We start from the raw sequence: 18,663 nt of genomic DNA, 5'->3' as shown, positions 1-18,663 counted from the left end.
CGGCGGGCTCGGCGGGCTCCGGCAGCGCGGAAGCCGCGATGCCGGACTGGGAGAAGCGCTTCCGTGCGCCGCGGATCGGGCTGCCGGACTGGGCGGAGGACGCCCCGGACCGTTCCCTGTTCGTCTCGAACGCCACCGGCACCTTCGAGCTGTACGCCTGGGACCGGGCGACCGGCGCTCAGCGGCAGGCCACGGACCGGCCGAACGGCACGACGGACGGGACGCTGTCGCCGGACGGCGAGTGGATCTGGTGGTTCTCGGACACCGACGGGGACGAGTTCGGCGTCTGGATGCGGCAGCCGTTCGCCGGCGGCCCGGACGAGCCGGCCACCCCGGGGATCGCCCCCTCCTATGGGGGCGGCCTGGCGATCGGCCGGGACGGGACGGCGGTCGTCGGCTGCTCCACGGACGAGGAGGGCTCGACGGTCCATGTCGTGCGGCCGGGTCAGGAGCCGGTGGAGATCTACCGGCACCGCGAGTCGGCGGGCGTCGGCGACCTCTCGCACGACGGCTCGCTGATCGCCCTGGAGCACACCGAGCACGGCGACGCGATGCACTCCGCGATCCGTGTCGTACGGCCCGACGGCTCCACCGTCGCGGAGCTGGACGACACCAACGGCGGGACCGAGGAGCTGGGCCTGTCGGTGATGGGTTTCGCGCCGGTGGACGGGGACGCCCGGCTGCTGGTGGGGCACCAGCGGCGGGGCCGCTGGGAGCCGATGATCTGGAACCCGCTGACCGGAACCGAGACGGCTCTGGACATAGACCTGCCCGGAGACGTGGGTGCCGACTGGTATCCCGACGGCTCGGCGCTGCTGGTGGAGCACGAGTACCAGGCACGCAGCGAGCTGTGGCGCTACGAACTGGGTGAGCCGGGCGGCACCGGGGCTCCGGCCGGTGCCCAGGATGCGGCTGCCGCGAGCGGCCGGCCCCGGCTGACGCGGGTCGAGACCCCGGCGGGCACGGTCTCGGGCGCGACGGCGCGGCCGGACGGCACGGTCGAGTTCCTGTGGTCGTCGGCGGCCCAGCCCCCGGAGGTGCGGTCGACGAACGGCGAGGTCGTCCTGGACCCGCCCGGTATGAAGGCGCCCGGGTCGGTGCCCGTGCGGGACGTGTGGGTGGAGGGCCCCGGCGGCCGTATCCATGCGCTGGTGCAGCAGCCGGCCGGTGAGGGCCCCTTCCCGACGGTCTTCGACATCCACGGCGGCCCGACCTGGCACGACAGCGACGCCTTCGCCTCGTCCCCCGCGGCCTGGGTGGATCACGGCTTCGCGGTCGTACGCGTCAATTACCGCGGCTCGACCGGCTACGGCCGCGCCTGGACCGATGCGCTCAAGCACCGCGTCGGGCTGATCGAGCTGGAGGACATCGCCGCGGTGCGCGAGTGGGCGGTCTCCTCCGGCCTGGCCGACCCGGAGCGGCTGGTGCTGTCGGGCGGCTCATGGGGCGGCTATCTGACCCTGCTGGGCCTCGGCACCCAGCCGGAGGCCTGGGCGGTGGGCCTGGCGGCGGTCCCGGTCGCGGACTACGTCACGGCGTACAACGACGAGATGGAAGCCCTCAAGGCGATGGACCGGACCCTGCTGGGCGGCACCCCCGAGGAGGTCCCGGACCGCTTCGAGGCGTCGTCCCCGCTGACGTACGTGGACGCGGTACGCGCACCGGTGTACATCTCCGCCGGCGTCAACGACCCGCGCTGCCCGATCCAGCAGGTGGAGAACTACGTCCAGCGCCTGGAGAGCCGCAACCATCCGCACGAGGTCTACCGCTACGACGCCGGCCACGGCTCCCTGGTCGTGGAGGAGCGCATCAAGCAGGTCCGCCTGGAGCTCGATTTCGCACAGCGGTATGTGAGCGAGAAGAGGTAGAGGCGGAGAGGAGGACCCACCCGGCCGGGGCGCCCCGCCGGGGGTTCTTCCCGGCTTCGGCGGGGAGCCCGGCCCCGGCTTCGGGCGAGGTCCGGCCCCGGCTTTGGGCGGGGTCCGGCCCGGGCTTCGGGCGGGGTCCGGCCCGGGCTTCGGGCGGGGTCCGGCCCGGGCTTCGGGCGGGGGTGCTTCCCCGGCCGAAGCCGGGGAAGCCCAGCGTGGCAGCCGACGTCTGTGCGCGGCACCTGTGCGCGGCGCGGCACCTGTGCGCGGCGCTGAGCACGACGTCTGTGCCCGGCACCTGAGCGCGACGTGTGCACGGCACCTGAGCACGACGTCTGTACTCGGCGTCTGAGCACGACGGCTGAGCACGACGCCTGAGCACGACGCCTGAGCACGACGTCCGAGCACGACGCCTGTTGGGTGTCCGTGCACGGCACCCGTCGTGGCGGCCTCTGATGACCGGCCGGAGGTGGGTGGTGGGGTGGGAGGGGGCGGGGGCGGGGCGGGGCCCGGTCAGGCGGGAGTGTGATGGGCCAGCACCGCATGGGGGTCCGTGCCGTTGCTGGTGTGGTCGGTGTGGACGGTTGCGGCGGTGAGCCGGGGGACGGCGTGGATCAGGGCGTGCTCCGCGGCGACGGCGAGGGCATGGGCCCGCACCACGGTCAGGCGCGAGTCGACGACGATGTCGGCCTCGGCGCGCAAGGTGTGGCCGATCCAGCGCATGCGGACCTGCCCGACGCCGCGGACACCGTCCACCGCCCGTAGTGCCGTCTCGGCGGCGTCGATGAGTGCGGGGTCGACGCAGTCCATCAGCCGCCGGTAGACCTCCCTGGCGGCGTCGCGCAGCACCATGAGGATCGCGGCGGTGATCACCAGCCCGATGAGCGGGTCGGCCGCCCGCCACCCGAGCGCCGCGCCGCCCGCGCCGAGGAGGACGGCAAGCGAGGTGAAGCCGTCGGTACGGGCGTGCAGACCGTCGGCCACCAGCGCGGCCGAGCCGATCTTGCGGCCGGTGCGGATGCGGTAGCGGGCCACCCACTCGTTGCCGAGGAACCCGACCACGGCGGCCGCTGCCACGGCCCACAGGTGGGTGATGTCCCGGGGGTTCAGCAGACGGTCCACGGCCTCGTAGGCGGCCAGCGCCGAGGAGGCGGCGATGGTCAGCACGATGGCGACCCCCGCGAGGTCCTCGGCCCGGCCGTAGCCGTAGGTGTAACGCCGGTTCGCGGCCCGTCGCCCGAGGACGAAGGCGATGCCCAGCGGAACGGCGGTGAGCGCGTCGGCGGCGTTGTGGATGGTGTCGCCGAGCAGCGCCACCGACCCCGACAGCGCGACGACCACCAGCTGGATCACGCTGGTCAGGCCGAGGATGCCGAGCGAGAGCCAGAGCGTCCGCAGGCCCTCGCGGGAGGTCTCCATCGCGGTGTCGACCTTGTCCATGGCGGCATGGCTGTGCGGGGTGACGAGGTGGGCGATCCGGTGCCGGATCCGCCGCCGGCGGCCGGAACCGTGGGCGTCGTGGACGTGCACATGGCCGTGCCGCGGGTGCTCGGTGTCCACCGGGCCGTGACCGGCCACGCCGACCCCAAGGCCTACGTCCACGGGTACGGGTCCGGCTGCGTCCACGGCCGGGTGGTCCTGCCCACGTCGCTCGGGGCGGTCGCGGCGGTTACGGCCATCACTGCGATCACTGCGGTCGCGCTGATCGCGCTGATCGTGATGGTCGCGCTGATCGTGATGGTCGCGCTGATCGTGATGATCGTCATGGTCGCGCTGATCGTCATGGTCGTGATGGTCGTGATCATGGCTGGGATCGTGGTCATGCTCAGGACCGTGCGCATGGGTGCGGTTGCCTGCCATATGGCCTACCGTGGCACGCCGACCCGATTGCGGCTACTGCCGTGATACGGCCTCTGACCAGGTGCAACATGGTTGCAGTAGCGGTCGGCGACCGGCTGGGCTCAGGCCCGTCCGGCCCGCGCCGCCTCGCCCTGTTCCTCGCCCTCGCCGGCACCCCGCCCGTCGGCCGGAGACGCCGCCGGAGTCGCAGCCCGGGCGGACGCAGCGGACACGTCCCCGGACGCGCCCCCGTCCTCCTCCGGCACGATCCCCAGCGCCGCGTCCTTGGCGGCCTCGGCGTCACGGCGGAAGAGGCGGAACCACATGAAGACGACGAAGCCGGCGAAGACGAACCACTCGCCGGTGTAGCCGAGGTTCTGGAAGGCCTTGAGGTCCAGGCCGCTGCCCTCGGCGGCGGCCGGGGGGACGGCGTGCAGCGGCGCCTGGGCGTCGGTGAGCGTGATCCAGGCGTCGTAGACCTCGTACGGCACGATGTTGACCAGCGAAGCCGCGCTGATCATGCCGAGCTGCCCCTGCGGCAGCCCGCCACCGGCCTGGACACCGTCGGTGCCCTGGTTCTCGGAGGCCTGCAGCGCCCCGGTGACCGTCACCTCGCCCTTGGGCGGCGCGGGCACCCGTGCCGTGTCCGCCTTGGTGCCGGCGTCGCCGGGCAGCCAGCCCCGTACGACCGGCAGCGCCTTGCCGCCGTCCGTACGCAGCAGGTCGAGGACGTAGAAGCCCTGCTGCTCGCCGTGCTTGTCCTTCAAGGTGCGGTCCGGTACGAGCAGTTGGTGCCGGGTGTCGTAGTGCCCGCGGGCGCTGGCCTGCCGGCCGGAGGTGACCATGTCGACGGGCAGCAGGTCGGCCAGCGGTCGGGCCGCGGCGGACTCGGCCCGGGCGGAGCGGTCCTCCTGCTGCTGATGGGTGTTGACGCGGTCCTCGAAGCGGCTCAGCTGCCAGCTGCCCATGAAGATGCAGAGCGGAATCGCCAGTACGGCGAACACGTTGATTCCCCACCACCGCGGGGTCAGCAGGAACCGGTACACACCACAACGGTACGGGGCCGATGCCGCGGGGCCGCACCGCCCCCTCCCGGCCCTGCCGCCGCCCTCAGGACCTGGGCGGTTGCGCTGGGGGCCCGGTGGTTGCCCTCACAGGGCCTCAGGCCGCGGACGGCTGCCTGCGGGGACGACAGCAGAGACGCCGGACGCCAGGCGGCGAGCAGCGAGCGGCGAGCGGCGCCCGACGGACGGCGGGCACCAGGCAAGAGGCGGGAGGGCATCAGGCGGGAGGGCATCAGGCGGGAGGGCAGGCCCCAACACCCAAGCCTCTAAGAGCCCGACAGCGCCTCGGTCCGGTACACCGTCCCGGCGCAGGCGTCCGTGATCTTCGCATCGGCCACGGCGGGCTCGCCGGCCTCCGGCGTATGGCTGAGAACGATTCCACCGGACGCGCTGCCGCCTCCGGCGCCCTCGTCGCCGCCCGCCTGGCCACCGCCGCTGTCGCCCGCCGCCGTGGTCCCGGCGTCCGGGGACTGCCCCGGGTCCTTGGAGGCGTCGGGGGTCGGCGAGGGCCCGGGGCTGACGCATCCGGTGGCGCCGCCGCCGGATTTCGGGATCCAGGCGAACTTGACCTCGTACGCCTCCCCCGGCTTGAGAACCAGCTGGTCAGGGGTGGTGGCCGGGTCGGGCAGGCCGGTGGCTTCGTCGCCCGATGTGTGGTCGACGACGTGGATGCGGTCGGGGTTCGTGGAGCCCTGGGCGACCAGGCCGACAGCGCCGCCGCCCTCGACGGAGCAGGCGGCACCGGAGGTGTTGACCACCCGGAACGTGCCGTAGATGCGGCCCGAGGAGTCCGCCGGGTCGACCTTGCTGCTGCCCTGCCCGAGCTGGTCGCGCCCGCAGGCCGGCGAGGTGACGTCCATGGTCTCGTCCGGGGCGGGCGTGCCGTCGCCCGTCCCGGGGCCCACACCGCCCTTCCCCTTGGCCTTGCCCGGCCCCTCCGGCTTGCCCTCGCCCGGCGTCTCGCCGCCCTTCTGGGTGGGCCGCGGGCCGGCCTGCTCGGTGCCCTCGCCGTGCATGCCGCCGGTACCGCCCTGGGCCCGCTGGTTGCTCGCCGCGTTGGCGGCGCGTTCCTCGGAGCTGTCGCCGAGGTTCACCACGTGGACCATGGCGGGGATGGAGGTGCCGCCGAGGAGCAGCGCGGCGGCCGCGCCCAGGACGACATGCCGACGGCGCTGACGGCGGGCGGGCACCGCGCGGCGCAGCTGGTCCAACGCGTCCGGCGAGGGTTCGAGGGCGCCCACACGGGACTGCAGCAGCCGCCTCAGGTCGTCCTCGTCGCCGAAGCCGCCGGTGGGGTGGCTGCGGCCGTGGCCGTCGCCCGCGCCGCCGCCACCGAAGGCGGCAATGGCGTGCGCCTCGCTGCCGTACGCGTGGTTGTCGGGCCCGTCGCCGTGGCCGTCGCGCCCGTCGCTGTGCCCGTCGGCCGGGTCCTCCGCACCGGCCGATGCGGCAGCCGTACGAGCCGAGGCGCCGCCCGAGGCGTCATCCCTGGCGCCCGCCGTCTGCCTCGCGCCGTCAGGCACCTGCGCGCCGCTGCCGGGCCGCTGCTCGCCACCGCCAGGTGCCCGCTCCGTACCGCCGGGCACCCGCTCCGTATCACCAGCCCCAGCCGCCCCGACACCGATGTCAGCGCCGTCGCCGGAATTTTGGCCGGTTTTCGCTCCCTGCTCGCACGGTTCGCCCGACCGGCGGCCTTCGCCCGACCGGCCTCCCGGGTGCCCTTGTGCCTCACGCGCCGCATACGTCCCACGCGCCGTTTCGCCGGGAGCACCACGGGCTCCGGCCGCGTCGTGGTGACGGCCGTGCGGGGCGGTCTCGTGGTCCGCGGGGAGCGGGCCGAGCCCGTTGCCGCGTGCGCCGCTCTGGTTCATCGGGTGGATCGCATTGCTCATGTCGCCGGCCCGGCCCGGGGCGGCCGGCCTGCTCGGGGTGTTCGGAGTGATCAGGGTGTTCAGGGTGTTCGAGGTGATCGGGGAGTTCGGGTGGAGCGGACCGCTCGACGTGACCGGGAGGCCTGAACGGCCCGGAGGGCCCGGGCGGTCCGGGTGCCCCGGACGGGCCGCCCCGGACGGGCCGCAGGGATCGAGCGGGTCGTACCGGCCGAACGCTGTGCCACTCATGCCGGAGCCTCCATCGCGACGCGCAGCGCCGCGATGCCCCGCGACCCGTAGGCCTTGACGGAGCCGAGCGATATGCCCAGCGTCTGCGCCACCTGTGCCTCGGTCATATCGGCGAAGTAGCGCAGCACCAGCACCTCGCGCTGCCGGCGCTGCAACCCGCGCATCGCTTTGATCAACTGGTCGCGTTCCAGCAGGTCGTAGGCGCCTTCCTCGGCGCTCGCCATGTCGGGCATCGGCTTGGAGAGCAGCTTGAGCCCGAGGATGCGGCGACGCAGCGCGGAGCGCGAGAGGTTGACCACCGTCTGCCGGAGGTAGGCGAGGGTCTTCTCGGGTTCGCGCACCCGTCCGCGCGCGGAGTGCACGCGGATGAAGGCCTCCTGGACGACGTCCTCACAGGAGGCGGTGTCGTCGAGGAGCAGCGCGGCGAGACCGAGCAGGGAGCGGTAGTGCGCCCGGTAGGTCTCGGTGAGGTGGTCGACTGTGGTGCCCGCTGCCATCGCGTCGTCAGTGTCCCCACGCTGCGGAGGAATCTGTGCGGGACGCGTGGTGGGCCAGGGCGCGATCACTGGCATGCCCCCGGACGCAAGGGGACGCGGCGGGCGCACTGTTGCGCCCGCGGCCCCTGCTGGGGCGATGGTGAATCCGAGTACCTCTGCCACGCCTGTTGGACACGCTTCCCCCTGTAAGGGTTGTACGCGCAAGGCACCGCTTTTGACGATGCATCCAATGCCCTCATGCGTACCAGCTCTTCCTGAATGCCCTGATTACCCCGACGCGAATTCCCCGGCAGCCGGGGCCTCACCCTGCGGCCCGTGGACATCCCGGGCCACCCCTGAGGGCGGCCACAAAGACGCTCCCCGCCCAACTGCCGGTTGCAGCACGGCGGGGAGCGAATGGCCGAACAGGCCGTCAGCCCAGCTCAAGAGGCCCGGGCCGACAATCCGCTCACAGAATCTTCACACGCCCCACAAAGTATCTCCCAGGCGGTCGCCACAGGAGACCGATCCCGCCAAGTCGCCCCACAGGAGAGGGCCGAAGCCCGCATCAGCATCCCGGAAACGGACGCACCGGAGAGCCGGAATCGACATCCCGGCCGGACGGAGGAGTGAGCCCGCAGCACCATTCCGGCCAGACACACGGAAGCGCCCGCAACAACGCTCGGGCCGGAACGGGAGAGCGCCCGCGTCGCACCCCCGGCCCCCGCAGCCCCTCCCCGGCGCCACCGGCGGCCGCTACCCCCGGAGTTCCCCCGCCACCAGCTCCCCCACCTGCGCCGTGTTCAGGGCCGCTCCCTTGCGCAGGTTGTCCCCGCACACGAAGAACTCCAGTGCCCGCGCATCGTCCAGCGAGCGCCGCACCCGTCCGACCCAGGTCGGGTCCGTGCCGACGACATCGGCGGGGGTCGGGTACTCGCCCTCGGCCGGGTCGTCGCAGAGGACGACCCCGGGGGCGGCGGCCAGGATCTCGTGCGCACCGGCGACCGAGACCTCGTTCTCGAACCGGGCGTGCACGGTCAGGGAGTGCGTGGTGATCACCGGCACCCGTACACAGGTCGCGGTGACCGGCAGGTCCGGCATCCCGAGGATCTTGCGGGACTCGTTGCGGATCTTGAGTTCCTCGGAGGACCAGCCGTCCTCCTGGAGCGAGCCGGCCCACGGCACGACATTGAGGGCGATCGGTGCCGGGAAGGGGCCCAGCGTGTCCCCGACGGCCCGCCGCACGTCACCGGGCGTGGTGCCCAGTTCCGTGCCGGACACCGCGGACAGCTGCGCCCGCAGGGTGTCGACGCCGGCCTTCCCCGTCCCGGAGACGGCTTGGTACGAGGAGACGATCAGCTCGCTCACTCCGTACTCGGCATGCAGCGCACCCAGCGCGACGATCATCGAGAGCGTCGTGCAGTTCGGGTTGGCGATGATGCCGCGCGGACGCACCCGCGCGGTGTGCGCATTGACCTCGGGCACGACGAGCGGCACGTCCGGGTCCATCCGGAACGCGCCGGAGTTGTCCACGACCACCGCGCCCTTGGACACCGCGACCGGCGCCCACTGTGCGGAGACCTCGTCGGGGACGTCGAACATCGCGACGTCGATGCCGTCGAAGGCCTCCTCGCTCAGCGCGACGACCTCGACCTGTGCGCCCCGCACGGTCAGCTTGCGGCCGGCCGAACGGGGCGAGGCGATCAGCCGGATCTCGCCCCAGATGTCGGCCCGCTCGGACAGGATGCCGAGCAGGACCGAGCCGACGGCGCCGGTGGCGCCGACGACGGCGAGATGCGGCTTGGCGGCCGTACGGGCGTCCGCCCACGCCGTGTCAGCGAGGGACGGACGGCCCGCCTCGGCCGGAATCATCGGCCGGTGCCGCCATAGACCACGGCCTCGTCACTGTCGGTGTCGAGACCGAAGGCGGTGTGCACGGCGCGCACGGCCTCGTTGACGTCGTCGGCACGGGTGACGACCGAGATGCGGATCTCGGAGGTCGAGATGAGCTCGATGTTCACGCCCGCGTTGGACAGCGCCTCGAAGAACGTCGCCGTGACCCCCGGGTTGGTCTTCATCCCCGCGCCGACCAGCGAGATCTTGGCGATCTGGTCGTCGTAGCGCAGCGAGTCGAAGCCGACCGCGGCACGGGTCCGCTCCAGGGCCGCGACGGCCTTGCGGCCCTCGGCCTTGGGCAGCGTGAAGGAGATGTCGGTCAGACCGGTCGACGCGGCGGACACGTTCTGCACGACCATGTCGATGTTGACCTCGGAGTCCGCGATCGCACGGAAGATGCGCGCGGCCTCGCCCGGCTTGTCCGGGACTCCGACGACCGTGACCTTCGCCTCGGAGGTGTCATGTGCGACGCCCGAGATGATTGCCTGCTCCATCGGCTGGTCCCCTTGCGGTTCGTTGCTGACCCAGGTGCCCTTCAGTCCCGAGAAGGACGAGCGGACGTGGATCGGGATGTTGTAACGGCGTGCGTACTCGACGCAACGGTGCAGCAGCACCTTGGATCCGGAGCTGGCCAGCTCCAGCATGTCCTCGAAGGAGATCCAGTCGATCTTCCGGGCCTTCTTCACGACCCGGGGGTCGGCGGTGAAGACACCGTCCACATCGGTGTAGATCTCACAGACGTCGGCGTCCAGGGCGGCCGCCAGCGCGACGGCGGTCGTGTCCGACCCACCGCGCCCCAGCGTCGTGATGTCCTTCTTGTCCTGGGACACGCCCTGGAATCCGGCGACGATGGCGATGTTGCCCTCGTCGACGGAGGTCTTGATGCGGCCCGGCGTGACGTCGATGATCCGTGCCTTGTTGTGCACGGAATCCGTGATGACGCCGGCCTGGCTGCCCGTGAAGGACTGCGCCTCATGGCCGAGGTTTTTGATCGCCATCGCCAGCAGGGCCATGGAGATCCGCTCTCCGGCGGTCAGCAGCATGTCGAACTCGCGCCCCGACGGAATCGGGGACACTTCCTGCGCGAGATCGATCAGCTCGTCCGTCGTGTCGCCCATCGCCGAAACCACCACGACAACCTGGTTGCCGTTCTTCTTGGCTTCGACGACTCGCTTGGCAACGCGCTTGATGCCCTCGGCATCCGCAACGGATGAGCCGCCGTACTTCTGCACGACAAGGCCCACGTGCGCTCCTCGCAACTGTCTCTTCGGGAGTTTCCTCCCGGACCCCCGGAAATGGGGGTACTGCGGTCGGCTCAGTCTAACGAGCAAGCGGAGTCCGCCCTGCTGATACCACATCGTGAGACGTGAGACTCACTGGTTGATCACGGGTTCTCACCGTGATCACCTGTCCCGTGAGTTTCACGTCCCGAGGCGGCTCCACAAGGCGCACCGTTGCGCCTGCCCGGCGAGCACATGCCCGCTCCTGGGCGGTACACACGAAAACGTAACCCAGGTCACAAGGTCCGGGCGCGGCGAGAGGCCCACGGGACGGACGGCACGGGCGCATCGTCTCGCGAAGCGTGACGGCGCGCGACGGGCGCGTCACAGGGGCCGGAGCGCGCGGACGAGCGCACTGCGGCAGCGGCGGCACACAGGCGAGCGCATTCGGCGGTGGCGGCGCACAGGCACGGTCACACGCCCCCGCAGCGGCTCAGGGCAGCCCGCCACGAGCCCGGCGCGGGCCGGCCCGCGGGTTTCTCCGCAGGCCCCGTGGCCGGCCGGCTCACGGCTCACACCGCGGCCGGCCCGTCGCTCACACCCTGCGCAGCCCCAGCGGCCCGGCGATCTCCGCCGCCATGACCCGGCCGGCCTCCTCGGCGAGCCGGTCCTCACCGCCGGTGACGTCGCTGTCGGTGTCCAGACCGTCCAGCTCGACCAGCGGCTGGTCGAGGCGGACATGGGCGACCAGCGACTGCAGCGCGCGCAGGGCGGCCGAGGCGGTCGGGCCCCAGTTGGACAGGTAGGAGAACTGCCACCACCACAGGGCCTCGCTGACCCGGCCCGCACGGTAGTGCGCCAGGCCGTGCCGCAGGTCGGTGATGATGTCGGCCAGGTCGTCGGAGATGCGGCTGGCGACCGGCTCGCTGCGCGGTACGTACGGGTCGAAGACCTCGGAGTAGACGTCCACCGGGTCGAGCAGGGTCGCGAAGCGCTCGCGGAGTTCGTCGACGTCCGGCTCCGGGCCGGTGTCCGGCTCGTACCGCTCGTCGGGGACGAAGTCCTCGTGGGCGCCCAGGCGGCCGCCGGTGAGCAGCAGCTGGGAGATCTCCAGCAGCAGGAAGGGAACCGCGCTGTCCGGCTCGTCGCCCTTGGCGACCTCGGTCACCGCGACGATGAAGCTCTCGACCGAGTCGGAGATCGATACGGCGAAGTCGTCCGGGTCCTGGGTCGCGTTGTGCAGCGTGGCATCAGACATCGAGAAGTCTCCTCCCTTCGAAGGCCCGCCCGAGCGTGACCTCGTCCGCGTACTCCAGATCGCCGCCGACCGGCAGACCGCTCGCCAGTCGCGTCACTTTCAGGCCCATGGGTTTGATCATGCGCGCCAGGTACGTGGCCGTGGCCTCGCCCTCGAGATTCGGGTCGGTGGCCAAAATCAGCTCGGTGACGGTGCCGTCCGCGAGCCTGGCCAGCAGTTCCCTGATCCGAAGGTCGTCCGGGCCCACGCCCTCGATCGGACTGATCGCCCCGCCGAGGACGTGGTAGCGGCCGCGGAACTCACGCGTCCGCTCGATCGCCACGACGTCCTTGGGCTCCTCCACAACGCAGATGACCGCCGGATCACGCCTCGGGTCCAGGCAGACCCGGCACTGCTCCTCCTGCGCCACATTGCCGCAGGTACCGCAGAACCGGACCTTCGCCTTGACCTCCATCAGCGCGTTCGCGAGCCGGCGGACATCGGTCGGCTCGGCCTGAAGAATGTGGAAGGCGATCCGCTGCGCGCTCTTGGGACCGACGCCGGGCAGCCTGCCCAACTCGTCGATCAGGTCCTGGACCACGCCTTCGTACACGGAACGTCTTCTTTCTCTTCTGCCGTGGTGCGTACGCTAGTTGGCTACTCCTCAGAAGGGGAGACCCGGGATTCCGCCACCGCCCAGACCCTGGGCGAGCGGACCGAGCTTCTGCTGCTGCAGCTGCTGGGCACTGGCGTTGGCGTCCCGGACCGCCGCCAGCACGAGGTCGGCGATCGTCTCGGCGGTCTCCTCCGCCGAGTCGGTGTCCACTGCCTTGGGGTCGATGACCAGGCTCTGGAGCTCACCGGAGCCGGTCACCGTCGCCTTGACCAGACCGCCGCCCGCGGAACCCTCGACGGGCGTCTCCGCCAGCTCCTGCTGGGCGGCCGCGAGGTCCTGCTGCATCTTCTGGGCCTGCTGAAGCAGCTGCTGCATATTGGGCTGACCACCGGGGATCACGACGTGACTCCTGCCATACGACAACGATTGGTGCGGTAGCCCGAGCCTACGTGTTTCACGGGCCCGGCGCCCTACGCCGGAGGGAGGAGCACGGGTGTACGTCCGGTGTACGTCCGCTTACCGTTCCGCCCCCTCGCCGACCTGCCGACGCGCTGCCTACGCGGTGTCGCGTCGCCCGCTACTCGTTGTTGAACTCCTCGATGACCGTCGCGCCGAGCTCGCGCACGATCAGGTCGTGGCCGCTGAGCGCGGAGTCGACGAGGTCGGGGTCGTCCTCGGCCGGCATGTCGTACTCGATCGACATCGGCGGGGGCTCGGGCGGGGTGGAGGAGGCCTCCGCCGCGGGTCCTGACGGCCCGGCGCCCGCGGACGCCGACGGGGCGACGGCCTCCCGCGCCATCCGCGCGCCCTGGCCGCCACCGCTGCCGGAGGCTCCGGATCCGCCACTGCCCTGTCCGTACGGGCCCCCGGACGACGAGGACGCCGACGGGCCGCTCTGCTGGGGCGGGGACTGCGGCCCGCCCTGCTGCGGCGCGGCGGGCGCCCCGCCGCCGAAGCCACCGCCGCCGCCGAATCCGCCACCGCCACTACGGGGCGCGCCGCCGGCCGGCGGGTTGGCGCCGCCCGACGGGTCGACGATCGCCTCGACCCGCCACTGCACCTGGAACCGCTCGGCCAGCACGTCCTTGAGGACGTCCTCGCTCCCGCCGTTGGCGAAGCTGTCGCGGGCACCGGCGTTGGGGAAGCCGATCTGCAAGGTCGTGCCGTCGAAGCCGGAGACCTGGGCGTTCTGGCTCAGCAGGATCCAGGTGAAACGCCGGCGGGCCTTCACCGCTTCCAGGATGTCCGGCCACATCTGCCGCACCTGGGCGGCGCCCTGTGCCGCCCCCGGGGCCGCCCCGGCCTGCGGCTGCTGGGCCACGGGCGCGCCCGGACCGGCCGCCGGGCCGGGCGAAGACGGCGGCGAGGGCGCCGGAGCGGGCTCCCCGCCCTGCGGCGCCTGGCCGCCCTGCCCCGGCGCCACGGCCGTGGGCCAGCCACCGGGCTGCCGTCCGGCACCGGGGCCGTTGCCGCCCGCGGCGCCTCCGCCGGCGCCGTTGCCCCGGCCCGTGCTCCCGGGCCAGGCGCCCGGCCGCGCGGACGCAGCCTGGCCCCCGCCCGGCGCCGCGGCCGGCGGAGCCTGCGCCGGACCGCCTTGGGCCGGACCGCCCTGCGGCGCCGCCGCACCGCCGCCGTCGCCCTGCTGCTGCTCATCGCCGGGCGCGGCCGCCGGCCCGCCGGGCGCCCCGGCGGGCGGCGCGGCCTGGGCGGGAGCCGGGGCAACGGGCGCCGGGGCAGCGGGCGCCGGGGCAGCGGGCGCCGGGGCACCAGGGGCCCCCGCGCCGCCACTCGCACCTCCGCTCACCGCGCCCCGCACCGCGGCACGCGCCGCCGCCGGCCCGGACGGTCCGCCGGCCGGCATCGCCGGATGCGCCTCCGGCCCCGGTACGTATCCGGCCGCGGGCCCGCCACCGGACGCCACCACCGGCGCCCCGGCCCCGGGGCCCGCCCCGGACCCCGCGCCGCCGCCGGCCCCGCCCAGCAGCGCCGCACCCGCGCCGCGCTCCAGGCGGTCGAGCCGCGCCTGCACCGACCGCTCGTCGTCGTACGCCGCGGGCAGCAGCACCCGCGCACAGATCAGCTCCAACTGCAGCCGCGGCGAGGTCGCCCCGCGCATCTCCGTCAGGCCCGTGTTGACCAGATCGGCGGCCCGGCTCAGCTCCGCGGCCCCGAAGACGGACGCCTGCGCCGTCATCCGCTCCACGACATCCGCCGGGGCGTCGATCAGCCCCTTCTCCCCGGCCTCGGGCACGGCCGCCAGGATCACCAGGTCCCGCAGCCGCTCCAGCAGGTCCGCGACGAAGCGCCGCGGGTCGTTGCCGCCCTCGATGACGCGGTCCACGACCTCGAAAGCCGCCGCGCCGTCCCCCGCCGCGAACGCCTCCACGATCGAGTCCAGCAGCGACCCGTCGGTGTACCCCAGCAGCGCCGTCGCCATGGCATACGTCACACCGTCCGCACCGGCACCGGCGAGCAGCTGGTCCATCACGGACATCGAGTCACGCACCGACCCGGCGCCGGCGCGCACCACCAGCGGCAGCACCCCGTCCTCGACCGGGCTCTCCTCCCGCCCGCACACCTCGGCCAGGTATTCCCGCAGCGTCCCCGGGGGCACCAGCCGGAACGGGTAGTGGTGCGTACGCGACCGGATCGTCCCGATGACCTTCTCGGGCTCGGTCGTCGCGAAGATGAACTTCAGATGCTCCGGCGGCTCCTCGACGACCTTCAGCAGGGCGTTGAAGCCCGCCGAGGTCACCATGTGCGCCTCGTCGATGATGTAGATCTTGTAGCGGCTGCTGGCCGGCCCGAAGAAGGCCTTCTCCCGCAGCTCACGGGCGTCGTCCACGCCACCGTGCGACGCCGCGTCGATCTCGATCACGTCGATCGAGCCCCGGCCGTTCCTGGCCAGGTCCAGGCACGACTGGCACTTTCCGCAGGGCGTGGGGGTGGGACCTTCCTCACAGTTGAGGCAGCGCGCCAGGATCCGCGCACTGGTCGTCTTGCCGCAGCCTCGCGGCCCACTGAACAAATAGGCGTGGTTGACGCGGTTGTTCCGCAATGCCTGCTGCAGCGGATCGGTCACGTGCTCTTGCCCGATGACCTCGGCGAAGGTCTCGGGCCGGTAGCGGCGGTACAGCGCAAGGGACGACACGCATACGACGATATCGGGCCGCACCGACAACCGACCGGCCCCGTAAACGCAAGCGCCCCCCACGCACCCGCCAGAGCCGACCTACCCTTGCTGCCTTCCGGCCCTGGGGGAGTTCAGTCAGATAGCGCCACGTGAGGGGCTGCGCACCACAGTAGCGGATCCCCCGCCCGGGAAACGACCCGGACCCTCACCCCGACCCACTTCCCTCCCCCTCCGAACCCCTCCCCACGATCATGGTCGCGAGCACTCCCCAACGTCTTGTATTGTTTGCGGCGGAGGATTCGCCTAGTGGCCTAGGGCGCACGCTTGGAAAGCGTGTTGGGGGCAACCCCTCACGAGTTCGAATCTCGTATCCTCCGCCAGTGCTCTCACCGGGCACAACGTTGAAGGGCCCCACCGCTTGCGGTGGGGCCCTTCGCGGTAGTGGTCGCAGTTTTGGTCGCAGTTCCCGCCTACCGCCCGTTGAGGACGGCCCGGCACACGTTGCAGCACATGGCCGCGTTCTGCCCGTACCGCCGCATCATCTGGGTGCAGCCGGCACACGGCCCGAGCTCCCATGGCGGGCAGCCCAGCGCCGCGGAGGCTGCCGCCCGCTCGACGGGAGTGATCCGCGTCGGGTCGCTGGAGCGTCGAGCCGGCAGGCAGGCAGGCAGGCAGGGGAGGGTGAAGCCACCTGTCGGTCGGCCGAGATCGCGAAGAGGCCGGGCGTCACTGGGGAACCCGTTGCCTTCGCCTGCCCGGCAGGTGCGGTCTATCTCCTGCTCGGCGAAGGTGACCAGGTCGTCATCTTCGCCGGCCGGGGCGGGACCGCCGGAACCGGTGACGACGGCATCCGGGATGCTCCGCCGGTTGGCCATGGGCACCTCGGCCTCCGCGTCCAGGCCGTACCGCCCGGCGGTCTCGACGATCCGCTCCTTGGTGGCCTTGTGCCGGGCGCTCTCCGCCGGGGTCGCCCGGTGCGTGATCGGGAGGTGCGAGGCCACGAGCGGCCGCCGTCCCCCGGCCCTGCCTCGGCGGATGAACATCCACGGCGGCTTCCCACCGGTCTCCGACACGCATTCCCGTCCGTCGTGGTGTGCGAGACATTCGAGCAGTCGCGGGTCGCGGTCGGTGACCCTGGCGGTGATCTCCCGCAGCCGATCGGGACGCCCCGGGTGGCCGAGGTCGGGCAGGGACAGATCGACCTCTATGCCATATCCGGTGTGCCACACCCCATTTGCCGTCTCTCCACCATAGAGACGGCCACTGGCGCTCCGACAGGGCGCCTCATCAACGTGGTTGGTAGTCAGCGGTCGTGGAGGTGTGCAGCGCTCCCGTCCACAACCGACTGGTATTGATCGAGCCGTCCTCGACTGTCAGTGCGCAGGAGTGAAGTCCGACGTCGCCGTGATCCCGTACCCAGGCGACGAACGCATCGCACTCATCCGCGATGCTCTGCTGCCGCTCGCGGAGGTGGGTGACGCGTACCGCCGCCGCCCCGGCAGGTCCGTCACCGCGTCGCACCCGGCGCCGGCGGGACCGACTCGCCCTCCTCCTCGTGGCGTACGGCGGCGTCCACCTCCTCGGGAGGCATGGCCAGGCGTACGGCGGTGTAGTGCACGGCGAGGCTGAAGACGATCACGATGACCAGGTCCCACCAGTCGGGGAGCGCGCGGGTGCCGCCGTAGCGGCCGAAACGGCCGATGAGGATCATGCCGCCGAGCCAGGGCCACACCCAGAGGGCCGATTTGGCGCGCAGCCCGCTGCGTTCGGCCGCCGGGATGCCGCGGCGGGTGAGCGCGAGGACGAGGAAGCCGAGCAGGGCGGCGATACCGAGCTTCCAGTCCGCCTCGTAGCCGGACCAGTAGAAGATCAGGTTGGCGAAGACGAAGCCGGCGGGGGCCAGCACCGGTCCGGCGGGCAGCCGGTAGGGGCGGTTCCGGCCGCCGTCCTGTACGCGCAGGGCGTGCAGCGCCACGGGGGCGAAGGCGTACATCACGGCCGCCGCCGAGGTGACCACGCCCACCAGCGCCTGCCAGCTGGGGAACGGCAGGAACGCGATCTCGCCGACCACGAAGGCGAGGAGGATCGAGACGACGGGCACCCGGCTGCGGCCGACCTGGGTGAGGGGTCGGGGCAGGACCCGCTCGCGTCCCATGGCGTAGGAGAGACGCGCGGCTCCGGCCATGTAGACCAGGCCGGTGCCCGCCGGGGAGATGACGGCGTCGACGTAGAGGATGGTCGCCAGCCAGCCGGCCCCGACGGCGGTGGCGAGCGTGGCGTAGGGGCCGAAGTTGCCCTCCCCCACCGGGTTGTCCCAGCTGCGGGTCAGGGCGTCGGGGTCCAGGGCGCCGATGAAGGCGATCTGCAGCAGGAGGTAGAGCGCGGTGCCGACCGCCATGGCCACGATCACCGCCCGGGAGACGTCGCGCTGCGGGTCGCGCGCCTCACCGGCCAGCTGGATGGCCTGTTCGAAGCCCAGCAGCGCGAACACCACACCGGCGGGCAGGGCCGCGAAGACGCCGTGTGCCCCGTGCGGGGCGAAGCCGCCGCCCGCGGTGAAGTTCGAGCCGTGGAAGGCCAGCGTCATCAGGACCACCACGGTGAGCAGGGGTACGGCCGTCTTCACCACCGCGGTCACCGAGTTGATCCCGGACAGCAGGCGCACGCCGAGCACGTTGATGATCGTGAAGATCATCATGAAGATGGTGGCGATCACCAGTCCGGCCCAGGTGAGGGTGCCGTTCGGGTGCAGGACGCGCACCCGGTCGTGGACCCAGCCGATGCGGTCCATGTACGAGAGGGTGGCCTCGACCTCGATCGGCGAGATCAGGACCGACCGCAGCCAGGACATCCAGCCCGCGGTGAAGCCGACCAACGGGCCGAAGGCGAAGAAGGGGAAGCGGGCGGTGCCGCCCGCGATCGGGTAGGTGGCACCGAGTTCCGCGTGGGCGAGGGCGAGTACGGCGAGCATCGTCGACGCCAGCACCCAGGAGACCAGCGAGGCCGGGCCGGCGATGACGGCGGTGGTCAGGGCGCCCAGCAGCCAGCCGGAGCCGATGATCGATCCCAGGGAGATGAACATCAGCCCCCAGAAGCCCACCGCCCGGTGGAGGTGGTGGGCTCCGGTGGCGCTGTTGCTTCCCGCTGCGGCCGGCCTGGTCACGCGTGCTCCTGGATCACGGGACCATCTTGGG

Annotated in this window: 14 protein-coding genes, 1 tRNA gene and 1 other RNA gene; 3 read left to right on the top strand and 13 right to left on the bottom strand. The window is 72.4% G+C overall.

Annotation, left to right across the window (positions count from 1 at the left end; all coding sequences use genetic code 11):
• The first annotated feature begins 38 nt into the window (after positions 1-38).
• Positions 39-1,868, top strand: a complete 1,830-nt coding sequence (locus AB0411_RS10110) for a S9 family peptidase (RefSeq protein WP_366416941.1) — start codon at positions 39-41, stop codon at positions 1,866-1,868.
• A 513-nt stretch (positions 1,869-2,381) separates the two neighbouring features.
• Here the strand turns inward: AB0411_RS10110 and AB0411_RS10105 are convergent.
• Complete coding sequence (locus AB0411_RS10105) at positions 2,382-3,356, bottom strand: cation diffusion facilitator family transporter (RefSeq protein ID WP_437041624.1); 975 nt, start codon at positions 3,354-3,356, stop codon at positions 2,382-2,384.
• A 30-nt stretch (positions 3,357-3,386) separates the two neighbouring features.
• On the opposite strand from AB0411_RS10105, the gene AB0411_RS10100 reads away from it, so the two are divergent.
• Positions 3,387-3,773, top strand: a complete 387-nt coding sequence (locus AB0411_RS10100; protein ID WP_366416772.1) for a hypothetical protein — start codon at positions 3,387-3,389, stop codon at positions 3,771-3,773.
• A gap of 56 nt (positions 3,774-3,829) precedes the next feature.
• Here AB0411_RS10100 and AB0411_RS10095 read toward each other — a convergent pair whose 3' ends face one another.
• The 10 genes from AB0411_RS10095 to ffs all read right to left on the bottom strand — a co-directional run bounded on the left by AB0411_RS10095 (position 3,830) and on the right by ffs (position 15,631).
• Positions 3,830-4,753 carry an SURF1 family protein gene (locus AB0411_RS10095; RefSeq protein WP_366416771.1) on the bottom strand — a complete coding sequence of 308 codons (924 nt, stop codon included), beginning with the start codon at positions 4,751-4,753 and terminating at the stop codon, positions 3,830-3,832.
• Between the two features lie 284 nt (positions 4,754-5,037).
• Complete coding sequence (locus AB0411_RS10090; RefSeq protein ID WP_366416770.1) at positions 5,038-6,294, bottom strand: hypothetical protein; 1,257 nt, start codon at positions 6,292-6,294, stop codon at positions 5,038-5,040.
• Positions 6,295-6,887: 593 nt separating this feature from the next.
• Positions 6,888-7,550 carry a SigE family RNA polymerase sigma factor gene (locus AB0411_RS10085; RefSeq protein WP_366416769.1) on the bottom strand — a complete coding sequence of 221 codons (663 nt, stop codon included), beginning with the start codon at positions 7,548-7,550 and terminating at the stop codon, positions 6,888-6,890.
• Between the two features lie 573 nt (positions 7,551-8,123).
• Complete coding sequence (locus AB0411_RS10080) at positions 8,124-9,239, bottom strand: aspartate-semialdehyde dehydrogenase (protein WP_366416768.1); 1,116 nt, start codon at positions 9,237-9,239, stop codon at positions 8,124-8,126.
• Positions 9,236-10,507 carry an aspartate kinase gene (locus tag AB0411_RS10075; RefSeq protein WP_088799022.1) on the bottom strand — a complete coding sequence of 424 codons (1,272 nt, stop codon included), beginning with the start codon at positions 10,505-10,507 and terminating at the stop codon, positions 9,236-9,238. The genes AB0411_RS10080 and AB0411_RS10075 overlap by 4 nt, the downstream gene beginning before the upstream one ends.
• Positions 10,508-11,078: 571 nt before the next feature.
• On the bottom strand, positions 11,079-11,741 hold the full coding sequence (locus AB0411_RS10070) for a DUF5063 domain-containing protein (RefSeq protein ID WP_366416767.1): 663 nt from the start codon (positions 11,739-11,741) through the stop codon (positions 11,079-11,081).
• Complete coding sequence (gene recR / locus AB0411_RS10065; RefSeq protein WP_086718526.1) at positions 11,734-12,333, bottom strand: recombination mediator RecR; 600 nt, start codon at positions 12,331-12,333, stop codon at positions 11,734-11,736. The genes AB0411_RS10070 and recR overlap by 8 nt, the downstream gene beginning before the upstream one ends.
• 51 nt (positions 12,334-12,384) lie before the next feature.
• On the bottom strand, positions 12,385-12,735 hold the full coding sequence (locus AB0411_RS10060) for a YbaB/EbfC family nucleoid-associated protein (RefSeq protein ID WP_086718527.1): 351 nt from the start codon (positions 12,733-12,735) through the stop codon (positions 12,385-12,387).
• A 178-nt stretch (positions 12,736-12,913) separates the two neighbouring features.
• Positions 12,914-15,487 carry a DNA polymerase III subunit gamma and tau gene (locus AB0411_RS10055; RefSeq protein ID WP_366416766.1) on the bottom strand — a complete coding sequence of 858 codons (2,574 nt, stop codon included), beginning with the start codon at positions 15,485-15,487 and terminating at the stop codon, positions 12,914-12,916.
• Between the two features lie 45 nt (positions 15,488-15,532).
• Positions 15,533-15,631, bottom strand: an RNA gene (ffs, locus tag AB0411_RS10050) — signal recognition particle sRNA small type.
• A 130-nt stretch (positions 15,632-15,761) separates the two neighbouring features.
• On the opposite strand from ffs, the gene AB0411_RS10045 reads away from it, so the two are divergent.
• Positions 15,762-15,849, top strand: a tRNA-Ser gene (locus AB0411_RS10045).
• Between the two features lie 90 nt (positions 15,850-15,939).
• Here the strand turns inward: AB0411_RS10045 and AB0411_RS10040 are convergent.
• Positions 15,940-16,698, bottom strand: coding sequence for a hypothetical protein (locus AB0411_RS10040; RefSeq protein ID WP_366416765.1), 759 nt, complete (start codon positions 16,696-16,698; stop codon positions 15,940-15,942).
• A gap of 278 nt (positions 16,699-16,976) precedes the next feature.
• Positions 16,977-18,632, bottom strand: a complete 1,656-nt coding sequence (locus tag AB0411_RS10035) for an APC family permease (RefSeq protein WP_366416764.1) — start codon at positions 18,630-18,632, stop codon at positions 16,977-16,979.
• Between the last annotated feature and the right edge of the window lie 31 nt (positions 18,633-18,663).

The sequence above is a fragment of the Streptomyces angustmyceticus genome (assembly GCF_040701845.1).
GTDB classification, from domain to species: domain Bacteria; phylum Actinomycetota; class Actinomycetes; order Streptomycetales; family Streptomycetaceae; genus Streptomyces; species Streptomyces angustmyceticus_A.
The sequence above is the reverse complement of the archived record's forward strand: the minus strand, read 5'-3'. Positions and strand labels throughout refer to the sequence as shown.